The sequence below is a fragment of the Collimonas sp. GW821-FHT02H07 genome, assembly GCF_059421505.1.
Map to the genome: position 1 here is coordinate 116,582 of NZ_JBWKVC010000002.1, position 19,363 is coordinate 135,944.

Annotated in this window: 19 protein-coding genes; 12 read left to right on the plus strand and 7 right to left on the minus strand. The window is 60.9% G+C overall.

From position 1 onward, the window contains the following. Nucleotides 1-186 precede the first annotated feature (186 nt). The 4 genes from AC07V8_RS03710 (at nt 187) to AC07V8_RS03725 (ending at nt 3,536) form a co-directional block, all read left to right on the plus strand. On the plus strand, nt 187-771 hold the full coding sequence (locus AC07V8_RS03710; protein ID WP_494677326.1) for an NUDIX hydrolase: 585 nt from the start codon (nt 187-189) through the stop codon (nt 769-771). A 20-nt stretch (nt 772-791) separates the two neighbouring features. Next, a complete protein-coding gene (gene aat / locus AC07V8_RS03715; RefSeq protein ID WP_494677327.1) occupies nt 792-1,529 on the plus strand; it encodes a leucyl/phenylalanyl-tRNA--protein transferase in 738 nt (245 codons plus the stop codon). Between the two features lie 141 nt (nt 1,530-1,670). Continuing rightward, nucleotides 1,671-2,396 carry an arginyltransferase gene (locus AC07V8_RS03720; protein WP_494677328.1) on the plus strand — a complete coding sequence of 242 codons (726 nt, stop codon included), beginning with the start codon at nt 1,671-1,673 and terminating at the stop codon, nt 2,394-2,396. Between the two features lie 96 nt (nt 2,397-2,492). Beyond that, nucleotides 2,493-3,536: a quinone-dependent dihydroorotate dehydrogenase gene (locus tag AC07V8_RS03725; RefSeq protein ID WP_494677329.1), complete on the plus strand. Its 1,044-nt coding sequence runs from the start codon at nt 2,493-2,495 to the stop codon at nt 3,534-3,536. Nucleotides 3,537-3,596: 60 nt separating this feature from the next. On the opposite strand, the gene AC07V8_RS03730 is transcribed toward AC07V8_RS03725, so the two are convergent. The 5 genes from AC07V8_RS03730 to cysT form a co-directional block, all read right to left on the minus strand. Further along, nucleotides 3,597-4,814, minus strand: coding sequence for an NYN domain-containing protein (locus tag AC07V8_RS03730; RefSeq protein WP_494677330.1), 1,218 nt, complete (start codon nt 4,812-4,814; stop codon nt 3,597-3,599). Between the two features lie 400 nt (nt 4,815-5,214). Then, a complete protein-coding gene (locus AC07V8_RS03735; protein ID WP_494677331.1) occupies nt 5,215-6,204 on the minus strand; it encodes a CysB family HTH-type transcriptional regulator in 990 nt (329 codons plus the stop codon). Between the two features lie 10 nt (nt 6,205-6,214). Next, complete coding sequence (locus AC07V8_RS03740; RefSeq protein ID WP_494677332.1) at nt 6,215-7,309, minus strand: sulfate/molybdate ABC transporter ATP-binding protein; 1,095 nt, start codon at nt 7,307-7,309, stop codon at nt 6,215-6,217. After that, complete coding sequence (gene cysW, locus AC07V8_RS03745) at nt 7,306-8,172, minus strand: sulfate ABC transporter permease subunit CysW (protein ID WP_494677757.1); 867 nt, start codon at nt 8,170-8,172, stop codon at nt 7,306-7,308. The genes AC07V8_RS03740 and cysW overlap by 4 nt, the downstream gene beginning before the upstream one ends. Nucleotides 8,173-8,271: 99 nt before the next feature. Continuing rightward, the gene (gene cysT / locus AC07V8_RS03750) at nt 8,272-9,144 is read right to left on the minus strand and encodes a sulfate ABC transporter permease subunit CysT (RefSeq protein WP_494677333.1); all 873 of its coding nucleotides are present in this window, start codon (nt 9,142-9,144) and stop codon (nt 8,272-8,274) included. Nucleotides 9,145-9,551: 407 nt separating this feature from the next. On the opposite strand from cysT, the gene AC07V8_RS03755 reads away from it, so the two are divergent. The 6 genes from AC07V8_RS03755 to AC07V8_RS03780 all read left to right on the plus strand — a co-directional run bounded on the left by AC07V8_RS03755 (nt 9,552) and on the right by AC07V8_RS03780 (nt 13,926). Further along, the gene (locus tag AC07V8_RS03755) at nt 9,552-9,872 is read left to right on the plus strand and encodes a hypothetical protein (protein WP_494677334.1); all 321 of its coding nucleotides are present in this window, start codon (nt 9,552-9,554) and stop codon (nt 9,870-9,872) included. 57 nt (nt 9,873-9,929) lie between these two features. Then, nucleotides 9,930-10,193 (plus strand): hypothetical protein, encoded by a 264-nt coding sequence (locus tag AC07V8_RS03760; protein ID WP_494677335.1) that lies wholly within the window; start codon nt 9,930-9,932, stop codon nt 10,191-10,193. A gap of 99 nt (nt 10,194-10,292) precedes the next feature. Further along, on the plus strand, nt 10,293-11,687 hold the full coding sequence (locus AC07V8_RS03765; protein WP_494677336.1) for a sensor histidine kinase: 1,395 nt from the start codon (nt 10,293-10,295) through the stop codon (nt 11,685-11,687). Nucleotides 11,688-11,728: 41 nt separating this feature from the next. After that, nucleotides 11,729-12,436 (plus strand): head GIN domain-containing protein, encoded by a 708-nt coding sequence (locus AC07V8_RS03770; protein ID WP_494677337.1) that lies wholly within the window; start codon nt 11,729-11,731, stop codon nt 12,434-12,436. Nucleotides 12,437-12,456: 20 nt separating this feature from the next. Next, nucleotides 12,457-13,215 carry a LytR/AlgR family response regulator transcription factor gene (locus tag AC07V8_RS03775; protein WP_494677338.1) on the plus strand — a complete coding sequence of 253 codons (759 nt, stop codon included), beginning with the start codon at nt 12,457-12,459 and terminating at the stop codon, nt 13,213-13,215. A 207-nt stretch (nt 13,216-13,422) separates the two neighbouring features. Beyond that, nucleotides 13,423-13,926 (plus strand): DUF2165 family protein, encoded by a 504-nt coding sequence (locus tag AC07V8_RS03780; protein ID WP_494677339.1) that lies wholly within the window; start codon nt 13,423-13,425, stop codon nt 13,924-13,926. A gap of 50 nt (nt 13,927-13,976) precedes the next feature. Here the strand turns inward: AC07V8_RS03780 and AC07V8_RS03785 are convergent, their stop codons facing one another. Together AC07V8_RS03785 and AC07V8_RS03790 are read right to left on the minus strand one after the other, a co-directional pair. Next, nucleotides 13,977-14,672 (minus strand): GntR family transcriptional regulator, encoded by a 696-nt coding sequence (locus AC07V8_RS03785; RefSeq protein ID WP_494677340.1) that lies wholly within the window; start codon nt 14,670-14,672, stop codon nt 13,977-13,979. A 122-nt stretch (nt 14,673-14,794) separates the two neighbouring features. Further along, the gene (locus AC07V8_RS03790; protein ID WP_494677341.1) at nt 14,795-16,117 is read right to left on the minus strand and encodes a C4-dicarboxylate transporter DctA; all 1,323 of its coding nucleotides are present in this window, start codon (nt 16,115-16,117) and stop codon (nt 14,795-14,797) included. 208 nt (nt 16,118-16,325) lie between these two features. On the opposite strand from AC07V8_RS03790, the gene AC07V8_RS03795 reads away from it, so the two are divergent. Continuing rightward, nucleotides 16,326-17,564 carry an allantoate amidohydrolase gene (locus tag AC07V8_RS03795; RefSeq protein WP_494677342.1) on the plus strand — a complete coding sequence of 413 codons (1,239 nt, stop codon included), beginning with the start codon at nt 16,326-16,328 and terminating at the stop codon, nt 17,562-17,564. A gap of 18 nt (nt 17,565-17,582) precedes the next feature. Further along, nucleotides 17,583-19,214, plus strand: a complete 1,632-nt coding sequence (locus tag AC07V8_RS03800) for an HAL/PAL/TAL family ammonia-lyase (protein WP_494677343.1) — start codon at nt 17,583-17,585, stop codon at nt 19,212-19,214. The last annotated feature ends 149 nt before the right edge of the window (nt 19,215-19,363 follow it).

Below are 19,363 nucleotides of genomic sequence, written 5' to 3' on the forward strand. Positions count from 1 at the left end.
GTCTGAAGAATGAAAGTATATAACGTATTGCACTGCAATGCAACAGATACTGACAATGGCATTAAGAAAGCATATGGGGATTGGCCAATGCTAAACTCCTCAACTACCCTGTTATGCTAGACATTATTCCCAATCAACACGATCAGGAACCCGCTTCCCGACCGATCAAACTAATTACCGGTGTCTATGAAATTCTGTTCCGAATGCGCGCATCCCGTCAGTCTGCAAATCCCGCCGGACGACAACCGCATGCGTTATGTCTGCGGCAATTGCGGCGCCATTCATTATCAAAACCCGAAAATGGTGATCGGCTCGATTCCGGTCTGGGAACGGAATGGCGAATTGCGCGTGCTGCTGTGCAAACGCGCGATCGAACCGCAATACGGTTTCTGGACCTTGCCGGCCGGCTTCATGGAAAACGGCGAAACCACCGGCGCCGCGGCGCAGCGCGAAACCGAAGAAGAAGCCGGTGCGCGCATCCAGCTGCACGAGCTGTTCTCCCTGCTGAACGTGCCGCATGTGCACCAGGTGCACCTGTTCTACCGCGCCACTTTGCTCGATACCGACTACGCCGCCGGCACCGAAAGCCTGGAAGTCGCCCTGTTCACGGAAGCTGAAATCCCGTGGGAAGATATCGCCTTTCCGACTGTCGAGATCACCTTGCGCGCCTTCTTCGCCGACGTCAAAAAAATCCGCCAGGAAGGCGGCCATTTCAGCTTGCATACGCAGGATATTTTCAAACCCATGCGCCCAGGCCTGGCGCCGAAATAACGCATAGCGCCGGAGCCGCCATGATCCCCTGGCTTGAGCTGGACAGTCCATTTCCCGACGTCAGCACTGCCCTCACCGAGGAGGACGGCGCCAGCGGCTTGCTAGCGGCGGGCGGCGACCTGTCGCCGCGGCGCCTGCTGGATGCCTATCGCCATGGCATTTTTCCCTGGTTCTCGGAAAACCAGCCGATTCTCTGGTGGAGCACCGATCCGCGCATGGTGCTGTGGACCGAACGCTTCGCCATCTCCGCCAGCTTGCACAAGACCTTGCGCAAGGTGCATCGCAGCATGCACTCTCCTCATGGCGACCGCCGCTGGCAAGTGCGTTTCGACTTTGCCTTCGAGCAGGTGATGCGCGCCTGCGCGGCGCCGCGGCGCGACGGCGCCGGCACCTGGATTTCGGAAGATATCGTGGCCGGCTACCGCGGCTTGCACAAGCTCGGCTACGCGCACTCTTCGGAAGTGTGGCTGGACGGCAAACTGGTCGGCGGCGCTTACGGCGTCAGCATCGGCCGCATGTTCTACGGGGAATCGATGTTTACCCGGGTCAGCGACGCTTCCAAGATCGCCCTCGCCTATCTGGTGCATTTCCTGCGCCGGCATGAAGTCGGCATGATCGATTGCCAGCAGGAGACCGGCCACCTGGCATCGCTGGGCGCGCTGCCGATCCCGCGCAGCGAGTTTCTGCAGCACTTGCGGCAAGCCGCCAACCATCCGCAAATCCACCACTGGCAGCCGCTGCCGCTGTTTCACGATTAATCAATTGCAAGTCCTTATGCAAACTGGAATTACGGTGTAAATTACTAGTGTCAGGACCGCAATGAAAGTGCTACTTTACGTTTATCCAGCCAGACAGCCAAACGAGATGAACATTAAAGATTCAGTTCAGCCGGAATGCACATGACGCACTTAAAAGATCTGCCATTTTCGACGCTGCAGTTTTACGCCACAGCGCCCTATCCATGCAGCTACCTGGAACATCGCCAGGCGCGCTCGCAGGTGGCGACGCCGTCGCACCTGATCAACGCCGACGTCTATTCCGAACTGGTGAAGAACGGTTTCCGCCGCAGCGGCATCTTTACCTACCGCCCTTACTGCGACGGCTGCCAGGCTTGCACGCCGGTGCGCACGCTGGTGGACTCTTTCCAGCCCAACCGCAGCCAACGCCGCGCCTGGGACCGCCACAGCCATCTGACCACGCTGGTCACCAACCTGGCCTACGTCAACGAACACTACGATCTCTACCTGCGCTACCAGACCGCGCGCCACAGCGGCGGCGGCATGGACCAGGACAGCCGCGACCAGTACGCGCAGTTTCTGTTGCAAAGCAAGGTAAATACCCGGCTGGTGGAATTCCGGGAAGCCGACGGCACCTTGCGCATGGTCAGCATCATCGATGTCCTGAATGACGGCCTGTCATCGGTCTATACCTTTTACGATCCCGATGTGCCCGGCGCCTCCTACGGCACCTACAACGTCTTGTGGCAGATCGGCCAGGCCAGGCAGCTGGGCATGCCCTATGTCTACCTCGGCTACTGGATAGAAGAAAGCCCGAAAATGGCCTACAAGGTCAACTTCCAGCCGCTGGAAGCGCTACAGCAAGGGCAATGGAGTGCGTTAGAATAGCCGCCGCGGATCGCGGCGCGCGCAAGCTTGGCTTGCGCTGCTGTCTTTTCGCCAATTTCCCGTCAATCTGCACCCTTTTTTACAGCTGCCTCTATCGTGCCCGCCAAACTCCTGTACGCCTTCGCCCGCCCCGCCCTGTTCTCCCTCGATCCGGAAGCCGCCCATAACCTGACCTTGCCGGCCCTGCGCCGCGCCGCCGCGCTGGGGCTGACCTCGCTGCTGGGCAAGCCCGCGGCCGATCCGCGCACCGTGATGGGCGTCACCTTTCCCAATCCGGTCGGACTGGCGGCCGGGCTGGACAAGGATGGCGCCTATATCGACGGCCTGGCGGCGCTCGGCTTCGGCTCGATTGAAATCGGCACGGTGACGCCGCGCGCCCAGCCCGGCAATCCGAAGCCGCGCATGTTCCGCCTGCCGGCCGCCAACGCCATCATCAACCGCATGGGTTTCAACAATGGCGGCGTCGACGCCTTCATCGCCAATGTCCAGGCCTCGCGCTTTTACCAGGAACGCCAGGGCGTGCTCGGGCTGAACATCGGCAAGAACGCCGATACGCCGATCGAGCGCGCCGCCGAAGACTATCTGTATTGCCTGGCAAAGGTCTATCCCTACGCCAGCTACGTGACGGTGAATATTTCGTCGCCCAACACCAAGAACCTGCGCCAGCTGCAAGGCGCGTCCGAACTCGATGCCCTGCTGGCGCAGCTGAAGGAAACCCAGCAACGGCTGGCCGGCCTGCACAAGCGCTACGTGCCGATCGCGCTGAAGATCGCGCCGGACATCGATGCCGAGCAGATCAAGACCATTGCCGATGCCTTGCTGCGGCATAAGATCGACGGCGTCATCGCCACCAACACCACCATCAGCCGCGACGCCGTGCGCGGCCTGCAGCACGAAAACGAAGCCGGCGGCCTGTCCGGCGCACCGGTGCTGGCGCTGTCGACCAGCGTGGTGCGGCAGCTGCACGGCGAACTGGGCGATGCCCTGCCGATCATCGGCGTCGGCGGGATTTTCAGCGGCGACGATGCCCAAGCCAAGATCGCTGCGGGAGCATCGCTGGTGCAACTGTATAGCGGCTTGATCTATCGCGGCCCTGCGCTGGTGCGCGAATGCGCGGCGGCGCTGCGCCAGAAAAGCTGACGCCAGCGAGGTAGCGGTGTAAGCGCTACCGCAGAGACATCAGATCGCCGCCGTCCTTCGTCAAGCCTCGTCCGGCTTCGCTTCCGATTTACGCGGGCGACGGCTGCGCGCGGCGGGCTTGCGGGGGGCTTTTACCGGCTTGACCGCTGCTTCCTCCGACGCCTGAACCGGCGCTTCGGCAGCTGCCGGCGTTTCCGGCGCAGAATTGACCTCCGGCGCGACAACTGGCGGCACAGCCGCTGCGATTTTCTTTTCAGCCGGCTTGCGGCCTCCGCGTCCCTTGCGGCGGGTTTCCGGTTTGGCGCCGTTGTCTTCAACTTCAGCCGCAGCTGCCGCTGTTGCTAATGCCGTCGTGGCTTCGGGCACTTTCGGCTGCGGCAACGGCGCTTCCGCCGGCTGTTCCGCCGCGACTTCGCCGGCAATCGTGGCGCCATTATTGCTGCTACTGCCACTGCCGCCACTACTTCGATACACGTAAGTCCCCGATTTCTCGTCGCGGCCGAATTCGAGCAGACCGCGCGCCTGCGCTTCTTCCAGCAAATTGCCGAAGGCACGGAAGCCGTAGTATGACTCGCTGAAATCGGGCTTGCGCCGCTTGATCGCCTCTTTCAACACGGATGCCCACATCTTGCCGCTGTCGCCGCGTTCGGATACCAAGGCATCGAAAGTCTCGACCGCCATGTCGATCGCCTGGTTCCTGCGCGCCTCCAGCTCTGCCTTGCGACCCTTTTCTTCGTCCGGCGAACGCTTGGCCGCCGGCTGCGTTTCCCGCGTACCGCGCCTGGCGGCCGTGCGCCGGCTTTCACGGACCAGGTCGTCATAGAAAATGAATTCGTCGCAGTTGGCGACCAGCAGGTCGGAAGTCGATTGCTTGACGCCGACGCCGATCACTTGCTTGGCGTTCTCCCGCAGCTTGGAGACCAGCGGCGAGAAATCGGAATCGCCGCTGATGATGACGAAGGTATTGACGTGCGACTTCATGTAGCAGAGATCGAGTGCGTCCACCACCAGGCGAATGTCGGCTGAATTCTTGCCAGACTGGCGCACATGCGGGATTTCGATCAGCTCGAAATTGGCCTCATGCATGGTGGCCTTGAATTCCTTGTAACGCTCCCAGTCGCAGTAAGCCTTCTTGACGACGATGCTGCCCTTGAGCAGGAGCCGCTCCAGCACCGGCTTGATGTCGAATTTTTCGTATTTTGCATCGCGCACGCCGAGCGCGACGTTTTCAAAGTCGCAGAACACTGCCATGCTGAGGTTTTCCGGGGATGAGGCCATAAATTGTTTGTTTTCCAATGAGGGGGCGGGCTTGACGGGCTGGGCTTGAGGGGTTGGCTTGATAATCATGCGCTACAGCGGACATCCAAGCTATCGATTATAGCCAACAATGCAGGGCAGATGAGTTGCGGCAGGCGGCAAGCGCCCTGTACAAGTTACCCACAGAAATTGTGAACATGCCTGTGGATAACCCCATCGCCTAACGATCAAGTCATTGATCTGTATGGGTTTTCTGCCGCTGGTACGGAAACACGCAAAAAAAAGCCCGCCAGGCCTTGCGGCAGCGGGCTGAATCCGAACCTAGAGAGGGATTCGGAGGAGACAGGCGAATCGTAGCGTTCCAATATGACGGCAGCGTGACCTGGGCGCCGTCGACCGTTGTTTAGAGCAGGTTCTCGGATCAGGCGATCTTCAGGACGCGCTCTTCAAAATCCACCTTGTGCACGCTGCTGCCGCCGCTGTGCGGCTCCGCATGCAGCGCTTCGATGATGTCTTCGCGCTTGAGCTGCGGTGCAAACTGCAAGATGAAATCATAGGTATACGAACGCAGATAGGCGCCGCGCCGCACCGCCAGCCGCGTCACATTGGAGGCCAGCAGATGCGACACATCGATCGTGCGCAAACCGTTCTGGCTGCTGTGCTCCGTCGCCATCGACGCCACCAGGCCGATCCCCAGTCCCAGCGCCACATACTGCTGGATGACGTCGGAATCCATCGCGGTCAGCACGATGTCCGGCGTGATGCCGGCAGTGCGGAAGGCGTCGTCGATGTGGCCGCGGCCGGTGAAGCCGACGTCGTAGGTGATCAAGGGATAGGCAGCGAGGTCGGCCAGGCTGATCGGTCCGTCGACCGCCAGCAACTGATGACCTTCCGGCACCACCAGCACGTGGCGCCATTCGTAGCAAGGGAAGGAAATCAGTTCCTTGAACTGGGTCAGGCCCTCGGTGGCGATGCCGACATCGGCCTTGCCTGAGATGACCCAGTCGGCGATATGTTCCGGCGAGCTCTGCTGCAAGGCGATGCGGACATCCGGGAAACTGGCGCGGAAACCCTGCACCACGCGCGGCAAGGCGTAGCGCGCCTGGGTATGGGTGGCGGCGATGGTCAGGGTGCCGCTGGTTTCGCCGGAATATTCCTGGCTGGCCTGGCGCAGGTTTTCTGCTTCCTGCAGCAGCCGTTCGACGATCTTGAGGATGCCCTTGCCGGGATCGGTCAGGCCGATCAGGCGCTTGCCGTTGCGGATGAAGATATCGACGCCGAGCTCTTCTTCCAGTTCGCGGATCTGGCGGCTGACGCCGGGTTGCGAGGTGAACAGGACATTGGCCACTTCAGTCAGGTTGAAGCCGCAGCGGGCGGCTTCGCGGATGGAACGTAATTGCTGGAAATTCATTCTATTCTCCTTAGCGGATGGAAGGCTGATCGACGAACACCTGCAGGCGGCGCGGACGCACCAGCAAGGTTTCGCCATCTTTCAGATTGAGTTGCTGGAAGCGTTCGCTGGATATCACGGCTTCGATCAGGCCGGCGTCGCCGCCGTCATTGACGCTGCCGTCACTGCGCTGCAGTTCCAGCTGCGCCAGCGGGCCGATGGCGTGGGCGCGCTTGAGCTGCACCACGATGCCCTCGCCGCCAGCGCTGTAGCGGTCGATCTCGAGGTCATGCGGACGCACATAGCCGATGCCTTGCACATCGTCGGCCTCGGCATGGTCGGGCGCGGCGAAACGCATGCCGCCGCTGTCCAGCACGCCCTGGTGCACGCGACCGTGAAACAGGTTGACGTTGCCCAGGAATCCATACACGAAAGGCGAAGCCGGATTGTCGTAGACCTGCTGCGGCGCGCCTACCTGCTCCACATTGCCCTTGTTCATCAGCACGATCTGGTCCGCCACTTCCAGCGCCTCTTCCTGGTCGTGGGTGACGAAGATGCTGGTGACGTGCAGCTCATCATGCAGGCGCCGCAGCCAGCGCCGCAGTTCCTTGCGCACCTTGGCGTCGAGCGCGCCGAAGGGCTCGTCCAGCAGCAGCACGCGCGGCTCCACCGCCAACGCGCGCGCCAGGGCGATGCGCTGGCGCTGGCCGCCGGACAGCTGCGGCGGATAGCGGTCGGCCAGCCAGTCCAGCTGCACCAGCTCCAGCAGGCGCGTGACCTTGTCGCGGATCGCGGCTTCACTCGGACGCTGGGCGCGCGGCTTGACGCGCAGGCCGAAGGCGATGTTTTCAAAGACGGTCATGTGCTTGAACAAGGCGTAATGCTGGAACACAAAGCCGACCTGGCGCTCGCGCACATGGCGCGCGGAAGCGTCTTCGCCTTCCAGCAAGACCTGGCCGCTGTCCTGCGCTTCGAGGCCGGCGATAATCCGCAGCAAGGTGGTCTTGCCGCAGCCTGACGGTCCCAGCAGCGCGGTCAATTCGCCGGTCGGGAATTCCAGCGATACATTGTTGAGGGCGACAAATTCGCCGAAACGCTTGTTGATATTGCTTACCTGGATGCTCATGCCTGCTCCTGTCCTGATTGATGTGCCGGCTGATGCAGCAACGGCGCCGTTTCACGCAAGCGCCATTCGATGAACGATTTCAGCGCCAGCGTCAGCAGCGCCAGGAACGCCAGCAATGAAGCCACCGCAAAGGCGGCCTGGAAGTTGTATTCGTTGTACAGGATCTCGACCTGCAAGGGGATGGTGTTGGTCTCGCCGCGGATATGCCCGGACACCACCGACACCGCGCCGAACTCGCCCATGGCGCGCGCATTGCACAGGATCACGCCGTACAGCAAACCCCACTTAATATTAGGCAAGGTGACATGGCGGAAGGTCTTCCAGCCGGAAGCGCCCAGCACCAGCGCCGCTTCCTCCTCCTCGCTGCCCTGGGCCTGCATCAGCGGAATCAGCTCGCGGGCGACAAACGGAAAGGTCACGAACACGGTGGCCAGCACGATGCCCGGCACGGCAAACAGGATCTTGATGTCGTGCTCGCGCAGCCATGGGCCGAACCAGCCCTGGGCGCCGAACAGCAGGACATAGATCAGACCGGAAATCACCGGCGACACCGAGAACGGCAGATCGATCAGGGTCAGCAGGATGTTTTTGCCGCGGAACTCGAACTTGGCGATGGTCCAGGAAGCGGCGATGCCGAACACCAGGTTGAGCGGGACCGCAATCGCCGCCGTCAGCAAGGTCAGCTTGATGGCGCTGACCGCATCCGGTTCGATGATCGCCGCCAGGTAAGCTTCCCAGCCCTTCTTGAAGGCCTCGGCAAATACCGACAGCAGCGGCACCACCAGGAACAAGGTGAGGAACAGCAGCGCCACGGTCATCAGCAGCGCCCTCACCCACAACGGCTCCAGCGTTGCATTCGGCACATGGACAGGTTCGCCGCGCGGCTGCGGCCTGGCGCTCGGCGCCGCTGTATTGACGGCGGCAGGATTGAAATTGCTGGCGGTTGCGCTCACGTCAGGCTCCTATGCTTGCGCCGACTGGCCGCGCTTGCGGGTCCAGGCTTGCAAGACATTGATCGCCAGCAGCAGCAGGAACGACACTGTCAACATGACGACAGCGATCGCTGTAGCGCCGGCGTAATCGTATTGCTCCAGCTTGGTAATGATGAACAAGGGGGTGATCTCCGACACCATCGGCATATTGCCGGCGATGAAGATCACCGAACCGTATTCGCCGGTGGCGCGGGCGAAAGACAAGGCGAAGCCGGTCAGCAAGGCCGGGAACACGGTCGGGAAAATCACCCGGACAAAAGTCTGCCAATGATTGGCGCCCAGGCTGGCAGCGGCTTCTTCCAGTTCTTTCTCGGCATCTTCCAGCACTGGCTGCACGGTGCGCACCACGAACGGCAAGCCGATAAAGGTCAGCGCCACCAGCACGCCCAGCGGAGTAAAGGCAACCTTGATGCCGAGCGGCTCCAGGTATTGGCCGATCCAGCCATTGCTGGAATACAGCGCGGTCAGGGCAATGCCGGCCACCGCGGTGGGCAGGGCAAACGGCAGGTCGACCAGGGCATCGATCAGCTTCTTGCCGGGAAATTCATAACGCACCAGCACCCAGGCCACGATGCCGCCGAAAAAGGCATTCAGCAGCGCAGCTAATAAAGAGGCGCCGAAAGTCAGGCGGTAGGAGGCCATCACCCGCGCCGACGTGACGGCGGCGATGAAGCCGTCCCAGCTCAGGGTGAAGGTTTTGAGGAACACGGCCGACAAGGGGATCAAGACGATCAGGGCCAGGTAGAACAGCGTAAACCCGAGCGACAGGCGGAACCCGGGCATCACCCGGAACGGTGCGGCTGGCTTGGCAAGGTTGTTGGCGGGAAAAACGGCGGCGCTCATGCATCGTCCTCTTATTACAAATACGGCTAAAGAACGATGATATTCTCATCGGTTTGTTATAAAGAGAACGAACTTTTTTGCATGTGCATAGAATCAATTTGCATAAGAGAAATACCGAATATCGCTGTTCAGCGCATATTTGGCTGCTTATTTGGCTGCTTTTAAGGCAACTAAAAAACACCAAGATTTTCCTGCAAAACCAGCTTTTGCGGGGCTAGCCGATGCTCAGGCCGCCAAAAGTAAGAAAAACCCGATGCAGTCCAGTCCCGCTTTTTTGTATTCTGTCCCGCATTTCCTGCAACTTGTCGCAAGCAGCTGGCGACTTGTCCTGCCCCTCCCTAAAGTGACGACATGCAACAACGTCAGCCACCTAAGCAAGTCATCAAGTCACTTAACGGAGAATACAAATGAACACAGCAAACAAAGCCCTGATCGCCATCCTGTCCATCGCTACCCTGGCTGTCGGCGTCAGCTCGGCACAGGCGGCACCGCAGCAAGCGGAAGTCTCGACGCTGCCAACCATCACCATCATCGGCAAGCGTCCGGTCCACAGCGACCTGCTGGCAACCGTGACCATCGTCGGCAAGCGCCTGACAGCGCAAGAAAAGCTGGCGCTGGCGCAACAGGACGACTGCCTGCCAACCGTCACCGTCATCGGCAAACGCCTGAACCGCGAACCGAAAGTCATGGCGCAGCAAGAAGGCAATCACAAGAAAGCGGTCATCTAAGACCTTTATCTGCCACTTGAACATCGTTTAGTCGCAGATCCATCCCGGAGAATGCAAATGAACACATCATCTACATTGCTGGCCGCCGCTGCCCTGCTAGCGACCCTGAGCATGAGCACAGCACCAGCCATGGCCGCCGGAGCAGCCAGGCAAGCCGCCGCCAAGTCGGACGACATCCCGCTGCTGATGCCGCCCATCGTCATCATCGGCAAGCGCCTGACGGCGGAAGAAAAAGCCATGTATGCAGCGCAGGACCGCGCGCAGAACATGAAGAAAATAGCACGCAAGAAAAACGCAACTACCGCGCTCAGCGCGCTGTGACACCTAATTCCGTATAGCAAAACGACCAGACTGCCGTGTCGGTTCCGTTTAAAATGACGGCAACTTTGAAAGTTGCCGCACAACCTGGTTTGCCACTCTATGACTCCTGAATCGCTAGACTCACTGAAGAAAAATGCTTCCACTGCCACAGTCTATCTGTCGCAGACCTTCGACAAGATAGCGAGCTGGGTGACGCAACTCTCATGGTGGAAGTTTTTACTGTTTGCGATACTGGTCATGATCGGCGCCAGCATTCTGCAGGAAACGCTGTTCTCTTCGAATGAAAACGTGGTGATCATCGACCGCGTCAGCCGGCATGACAGCAAAGCCAGCAAAGCGGCCAAGGCCGGCAAGGGCAATGCCGACATCCGTATCGACGGCAGCGGCGTCCATATCAAGGCATATACCTACGACGACAGCAACGACGCCGCCAGCACGCCGGCCTCGGCTGCAACGGCCGCCAGCGCCGCATCCGCCGAAAACGGCAACGCCGGCGACAAGGCGGCGGCGCCGGCAGCGCCGCTGGTTTCCGACTCCGGGCAAGAACCCAAGGAACCGCCCGCACCGCCTGCGCCGCCGGCCGCGCCGGTTGCTCCCAACGCCGCCAGCCTGGACCTGAAGCTGCCGCCGGATGCCGCCCAGGATGTCAATCAGGCGATCAACGACGCCGTGGCCGCGATCCATGAAGCCGCCGCCGAAAAAGCCGAACAGCAGGTCGCCCGCTACCAGAAGAAATCGTCGGAATGGTTTGTGAATTTTGTGCTGCTGCTGCTGATCGGCCTGTTCGGCACCAAGGCGCTGATGGGCGGCAAGAAGCGCGCCGAAGCGCGTGCCAAGGCGGCAAACGCCGCCGCCGAGCACGCCAACCTGCAGCGCGAAGTATCGGAAGCCAAGATGCAGATGATCCAGGCCCAGGTGGAACCGCATTTCCTGTTCAACACCCTGGCCTCGGTCGACTACCTGATCGAAACCGATCCGCCGCGCGCCTCGGCCATGCAAAAACGCCTGATCCAGTACCTGCGGGCAGTGCTGCCGCAAATGCGGGAAACCGCCACCGTCACCACGCTCGGCCGCGAAGTCGACATCGTGCGGGCTTACCTGGACTTGCTGAAGATGCGCATGGAAGAACGCCTGATCGTCGACATCCAGGTTTCCGACGGCCTGCGCAGCGCCGCCTTCCCGCCAATGATGCTGCAGTCGCTGGCGGAAAACGCCATCAAGCACGGACTGGAAAGCAAGACTGACGGCGGCACCTTGCGCATCAAGGCGGAAGTCGCCGACAATAAGCTGCGCGTCAGCGTGACCGATGACGGCCTCGGTTTCGGCGCCGTCACCAGCAACGGCACCGGCCTGGGATTGCAAAGTATCCGCGATCGCCTCAAACTGCTGCACGGCAACGCCGCACAGCTGGAGATTGCACCCAACACACCGAGCGGCGTATGCTCGACGATTGAAGTGCCTTACCAGGTCGTCGGCAACGGCAAGAAAGCATAAGCCTACAACACAAATTCGCCACAGAAGCAACAGGAGCACATATGAAAGCGCCATCACGTTTTGCCCTCTTTTTTGCACTGGCCGCCGCCGCAATGATTCCATTGCTCGGCTACAGCTCCAGCGCGGCTGCGGACGTGACCAGGACGGAACGCCAGGTAGGCAGTTTCCAGCAGGTCGAAATCATGGACGCAGTGAACGTCTACCTGACCCAGGGACCGGCCAAGCCGGCCGTGATCGAAGCAGAAAACGGGCTCGCTTCACGGGTCCGGCTGGATGTCAGCGGTTCGGTGCTGAAAGTGATTTTCAGCGGCAGCAGCCATCACGACATCAACGTCTACCTCACCGCCCCTGACGTCAACGGCCTCAGCATCTTTGGCTCGGGCGATCTCAAGGTGGTCGGCAAGCTGAGCGCGAAGGACGCCATCAAGATCTCGATCGCCGGTTCCGGTTCCGTCAGCGGCGAGCTGAATTCGCCTAACGTCAATGCCTCCATCGCCGGCGCCGGCGATATCAAGGTCAAGGGCAAGACCCGCGACCTGCGCGTCTCGATCGCCGGCAGCGGCGACTACGACGGCTTCGACCTGATGGCGGAAAGCACCCATGTGTCGATCGTCGGCAGCGGCGATGCCCATGTCTATGCCAGCAAGCAGCTGTCGGTTTCCACCGCCGGCTCGGGCGATGTATCCTATCTCGGCGACCCGCAGGTGCGCTCCAGCATCATGGGTTCCGGCTCCGTCAAGAAACGCTGAATACTTGTTAGAATCCACCCATGCCTACTGCAATCATTGCCGATGACGAGCGCCTGATGCGCGACCAGATCCGCCTGCGCCTGAGCCAGGCATGGCCGGAACTGGAGATCGTCGGCGAAGCCAAGAATGGCGATGAAGCCATCGAACTGGTCGACCAGCTGGAGCCCGACTTCACCTTCCTCGACATCCGCATGCCCGGCAAGACCGGCTTGCAGGCAGCGCAGGAAATCGGCAGCAAAAGCCACATCGTTTTCATCACGGCGTACGACGAATACGCCATCGAAGCCTTCGAACATGGGGCCGTCGACTACATCCTGAAACCGGCCGAGGCGGAACGCCTGGCGCTGACCGTCACGCGCCTCAAGGCACGCCTGAGCACGAGTACGGCGCCGACCGACATGAGCTCGATGCTGACCCAGCTGGCCAAGCAGATGGGGATCGCCACCAAGCCGGTTTACCTGCAATGGATACAGGCCAGCATCGGCCAGCAGCTGCGCTTGATTCCGGTGCAGGAAATCCTGTTTTTCCGTTCCGACGAAAAATACACCAGCGTCCAGACCGCCACCTACGAAGCGCTGATCCGCAAGCCGGTGCGCGACCTGGCGGAGGAGCTCGATCCCGACCTGTTCTGGCAGATCCACCGCGCCACGCTGGTGAACGTGAACGCCATCGACGGCATCACGCGCGACATGCGCGGCCGCCATCAGGTGCTGGTCAAGGGACATACGGAAAAGCTGGAAGTGAGCCGCAGCTTCATCCATCTGTTCAAGCAGATGTAGTCTGCAGCTGCCGGCCGCAGCCGGTGGCCGCGCGTCCATACGCGCATGGGTCTCGCCAGACCGGTTTCACATCCTGGCAGCAATTTAGCCACCTTAAGCATTACCTGAAGAACAATACCGCGACAAAAAAACTCACATCAGCGTGAGCGGCCGCTGGTGCGGTCCTGTTCGCAATCCGACATGGTAATGACAGAAAAGGTGACAGATATGATGATGCCCCGTCTTTGCAAGATAGCGATGAGTCTGTGCGTGGCGATATTCGCCATTTCGGTGACGTTTAACAACATTACCGATTACGACAGCAACTACCAATTCATCCGGCATGTCATGAGCATGGATACGGTCTTCCCGGACAATCGGCTGCGGCATCGCGCCATCGATATCGAGGGCCTATGGCATGCCTGCTACTGGCTGATCATTGCCGCGGAAGGATTGACGGCAGTCCTTCTGCTATGCGGCACGCTGTCGCTGTGGCGCAAGCGCCGCGCATCCGCGCCGCAATTTTATCGTGCAAAAAAATGGATTTACGCCGGCGCCGCCGCGGGTTTCATCACCTGGTTTTTTGGCTTCATGGTGATCGGCGGCGAGTGGTTCCTGATGTGGCAGTCCGCCGACTGGAATGGCCAGGAAGCGGCCTTCAAGTTTTATCTGACGATCATTGGCGTACTGCTCTTTGTTAATCAGCCCGACGCAGAATTGCCATCTCAATAATGCAAAACGGTGTAGGACGAAGCCGGACAGCAACCATCATCCCCAGCCTGTCAGGCCAGCAGCGCTTTCACAAAATCTTTCTTGTCGCCGGGCGGCGGTATCTCGAACTGCAGCGCCTTCTCGACGTGATGCAGGTGATGCAGCATCAGATCGACGGCTTTTTCGGTATCGCCGGACTTCGCCGCCTGCAGGAACTCAACATGCTCGTCGGACGAACAGGTGGCATCGCGGGTGGACTGGTACAGCATGGTGATCAGTGAGCTGCGGCCGGCCAGCTTGGTGAGGACGTCGGTCAGCACCTGGTTATCGACGACGCGCGCCAGCAGGATGTGGAAATCGCTCAGCAGGCGCGAGCGGATTTGCGGGTTTTCCTTGGACAGCGCCTCGCGCTCCTGCTGCAGGTGCTGCTCCAGCGTCGCATAATCGGCAGCACTGGCCTTGGCGACGAATTCGCGCACCAGCGCGGCTTCCAGCACGCGCCGCACGAAAAATATCTGGCGCGCTTCCTCTTCGGTCGGGCGGCTGACGAAGGCGCCCTTGTCGGGCACCAGGTCGATCAGCTTGTCCTTGGCCAGCATCACCAGCGCTGCCCGGATCTTGGTGCGGCTGACGGAGTACAGGCGCGCCAGCGCTTCTTCCCGCAGCTTGGTGCCGGGCGGCAGGCGCTGCTCGGCAATCGCCGTCGTGATGTCGGCGGCGATATCGTCAGAACTGTCGGCGCCGGGTGGGCTGGGAGACAGGCTCATGTTCTCGATTTCCTTGAAGCGTGGTTCTAAAGTCCAAAATTGTACTATGCGACACCTTATATTATAAAAATAAGAGTCCGATGCGGCCGGCAATAAGCGCAGCCGGCCGCCCTGCTTTCCTGTTATGCCGGCCGGCTGTCGCCCGCCACATGCAGCGTCGCCGGCAGGTCGTCTTCCAGCGGCGGCCGAGCGCCATTCAGCACCGCATGGGCGCGGGCACGGTCGATATCCTTTTCCCATACCGCCACCACCACGGTGGCGACGCAGTTGCCGAGCAGGTTGCCGAGCGCACGGGCAATCCCCATGAACCAGTCGATCGACAGCACCAGCACCAGCCCGACCACCGGAATCGCCGGGATCGCGGACAAGGTCGCTGCCAGGATCACGATGGCCGAACCCGGCACGCCGTGCGCTCCTTTCGAAGTGATCAGCGCTACTGCCAGGATCGCCAGCAGGTCGGTGACCGCCAGCGGCGTATTGGTGGCCTGCGCAATGAATACGGCTGCCAGGGTCAGGTAGATGGAGAAGGCATCGAGGTTGAACGAGTAGCCGGTCGGGATCACCAGGCCGACGGTGGAACCCTTGATGCCCATGTATTCCAGCTTGCGCATGATCTGCGGCAGCACGCTGTCCGAGGACGCCGTCGCCAGCACCACCAGCAGCTCCGCGCGCAGGTACTTGATCAGCTTGAAGATGCTGAAACCGGCCAGGCGCAAGATCGTGCCGAGTATGGCAAACACGAAAACCACCACCGCAAAGAAATACAGAACCACCAGGAAGCCCAGCTGCTGCAGCGAACCGACGCCGTACTTGCCGACGGTAAAGGCAATCGCGCCGAACACGCCCAGCGGCGCCAGGCGGATGATGAAGGACATGCACTTGAAGAAGGCTTCCGACATGCTGTGCACGATGGTGACGATCGGCGCCGCTTTCTCGCCGATCAGCGAGAGGGCGGAACCGAAAATGACGGAAAACAGCAGCACTTGCAGCACGTCGCCAGATGTAAACGCGCTCACTACGGTATTCGGGATGATCTTCATGACAAAGTCGGCAAAACCCATGCCCTTGACCTGCTTGGCGGTCTCGACATAGCCCGACAAGGCATTCGCGTCGAGCGTATCGGGATTGATGTTCATGCCAACCCCGGGATGAAAGACAAACGCCAGCAGCAGCCCCAGCACCAGCGCCACGGTAGTGACCGCTTCAAAATAGATCAGGGCCTTGAGGCCGACCCGCCCTACCTTCTTCAGCTCGCCCGCGCCGTAGATGCCATGCACCACGACGCAGAACACGATCATTGGAATGATCATCTTGACCAGCTTGATAAAGCCGTCCCCCAACGGTTTCAGGCTTTCTCCGAATTTGGGGAACAGCACCCCAACCGCAATACCGATCACAAGTGCTATCAGCACCTGGCCAAACAGTGATTTATAAAAGCGCCGCACGTCTGTCTCCTGATTGTTTTGTTTGGTTTATACCAATTTTGGTCTGTCAGGCCTGGATGAAATAGCCTGCATCCCGGATTCAATATAATGCATTCACTTATTGTATGCAATAATTGAATTCAACTTAATTTAAGCGTATGATCGCAAAAAAACCAATAACAGCAAGCTGATCGGCAGTAAAAAACAACTACTTAGCAAGGAGACAACCATGCAAGAACCCTGGAACGGCTGTGGCGAACAGATCATGGCCTGGGCCGACGAGCTGGCCCAGCACAGCGAAGCACCCGGCATGCTCACCCGCACTTATCTGACTGCCGCGCACCACGCGGCGGCGGCGCAGCTGGCGGAATGGATGTGCGCCGCCGGCATGAGCGTGCGGCGCGACATGGCCGGCAATGTCATCGGCCGCTACGAAGGCTTGACTGCCGACGCCCCGGCGCTGGTCACCGGCTCGCATTTCGATTCGGTGCGCAACGGCGGCAAGTACGATGGCAACCTCGGCATCCTGCTGCCGATCGCCTGCATCGGGCAATGGCATGCGGCCGGCAAGCGCTTCTCCTTTGCGCTGGAAGTGATCGGCTTTGCCGAAGAAGAAGGGGTGCGCTTCAAAGCCACCCTGCTCGGCAGCCGCGCCGCCGCCGGCACCTTCGACCTCAGCGTGCTGGACAACCTGGACGATAGCGGCCAGAGCATGCGCGAGGTCATGGCCGCTTCCGGCTTCCACGCCAGCGGACTGGGCAAGGCGGCCTATGCGCCGGCGGCCGTGCTGGCCTTTGTCGAAGTACATATCGAACAAGGCCCGGTGCTGCTCAATAACGATTTGCCGCTGGGCGTGGTGACCGCCATCTCCGGCGCCTCGCGCTTCATGGTGGAAGTGGAAGGCCTGGCCGGCCATGCCGGCACGGTGCCGATGGAAATGCGGCGCGATGCCGCCATGGCGGCTGCGGAAATCGGCTTGTATATAGAACAGCGCTGCGGCGGCACGCGCGGGCTGGTCGGCACCGTCGGCCAGTTCAATGTGCCGAACGGCGCCGCCAACGTGGTACCGGGAAAAGCCGTCTTCTCTATCGACATCCGCGCCGAACAGGACCCGATACGCCAGGCGGCGGTAAGCGATGTGCTGGCGCGGATCGAACAGGTCGCCGCGCGCCGCCATGTCGCGATCCAGACCCGCAAGACCCACGAGGCCGCCAGCGTACCCTGCGCGCCCCGGCTGCAACAGCAGCTGGCCGGCGCCATTGAAGAGTGCGGGTTAGCGCTGCGCCATCTGCCTTCAGGGGCAGGCCATGACGCCATGGCGATGGCCGCCATCACCGACGTCGCCATGCTGTTCGTCCGCTGCGGCAACGGCGGCATCAGCCACCATCCGGATGAAATCATGAGCGCCGCCGACGCCGCCCTCGGCGCCCGGGTATTCAGCCGCTTTGTCGAAAATTTTAAGAACTGACCACTTTTGGATCTCAACATGACTACTACCACCATCACCATCGACGGTTTCAACCTGACTGCGCAGCAAGTCGTCGACGTCGCCCGCGCACCGCACCTGGCGGTCACGCTGGCCGACTCTTCGCGCGCCGCCCTCAAGGAAAGCCGCGACTACATCGAGTCGACCTGGATGCACGACGAAGCGCCGATGATGTACAGCTTCAACACCGGCGTCGGCCTGCTGAAAGACACCCGCATCAAGGTGGAGCACATCGAACTGTTCCAGACCCAGCTGATCAAGGCCCACTGCGCCGGCCTGGGCGAGCCGTTCTCGGAAGAAGTCAGCCGCGCCACCATGCTGTTGCGCGCCAATGCCTTCGCCAGCAATTACTCGGCGCCGCGCGTGGAAGTAGTCGACCGCCTGCTGGCTTTCCTGAATGCCGGCATCCATCCGATCATGCCGCAAAAGGGTTCGGTCGGCGCCTCCGGCGACCTCGCGCCGTTGTCCTATCTGGCGGCGGCGATCGCCGGTTTCGATGAAGCCGAAGTGATGTACCAGGGCCAGCGCATGAGCGCGCCAGAGGCGATCATCAAGGCCGGCGTCGGCGAGGTCAAGTTCGACCTGAAAGCCAAGGATGCATCGGCCCTGATCAACGGCTGCACCGCCTCGTTGGCGGTCGCCGTGCTGGTGGCGCACGATGCGCGCAACCTGCTGAGCGATGCCTGCCTGTCGCTGGGCCTGACGCTGGAAGCGATGCGCGCCGAAATGGCCGCCTTCGACCACCGCATCCAGCAAGCCCGTCCGCACGCCGGCCAGATCAAGACCGCCGCCATCATCCGCAAGCTGCTGTCCGGTTCCACCCGCACCACGCATGAAGCGCGTTCGGTGCAGTTTCCGGAAGAATCGCGCCGCACCGATATCCCTTACAGCTCACGGATCCAGGACGTCTACTCGCTGCGCTGCTCGCCGCAGGTCTACGGCCCGGTGTTCGATGCGCTGGACTATATCGACAACATCGTCGACAAGGAAATCAACTCCGCCACCGACAATCCGCTGATCTTTGACAAAGAAGGCGGCGGCTTCGAGATCATCTCCGGCGGCAATTTCCACGGCCAGTATCTGGCGCAGGCGATGGACTTGCTGGCGATTGCGATTGCCGATCTGGGCAGCATCTGCGAACGCCGCATCGCCCGCCTGATCGATCCGACCCTGTCGTGGGGCTTGCCGCGCAACCTGATGAGCGGCGTGCGCGGCGTCAATACCGGCTATCCGGTGGTGCAATGCTCGATGAGTTCGCTGGTGATGGAAAACCGCACCCTGTGCATGCCGGGCAGCGTCGACAGCATCCCGGCCAAGGGCAACAGCGAAGACCACGTCTCGAACTCGACCTGGTGCGCGCGCAAGGCCGCCACCGTGGTGGCCAACACGCAGTACATCATCGGCGTCGAAATGCTGCTGGCGGCGCAGGCGCTGACCATGACGGAAGACCTGCTGCCGGGCTTTGTGCTGGGCACAGGCACACAGGCGGCCTACCAGGAAATCCGCCGCCAGATCCCGGCTTGCCTGGACGGCGACCGCTGGTTCCACAACGATATCGCGGTGGCGCAATCGTTTGTGGTCAGCGGTTCGGTGCGCAATGCGGTGGTTGAGAAGATCGGCGAATTCGCCTAACCATCCGGGTTTTCATCGCGCCGACATATGCAGCTAACTGGGGTCGGAGTGAACTTTCTGCGTGCTTTTTGCAGAAACTTCACTCCGACCCCACTTAGCGGGCCACGGAGTACATGCCTCAGCGCTGAAAAACAAAACCATGTAGCGCG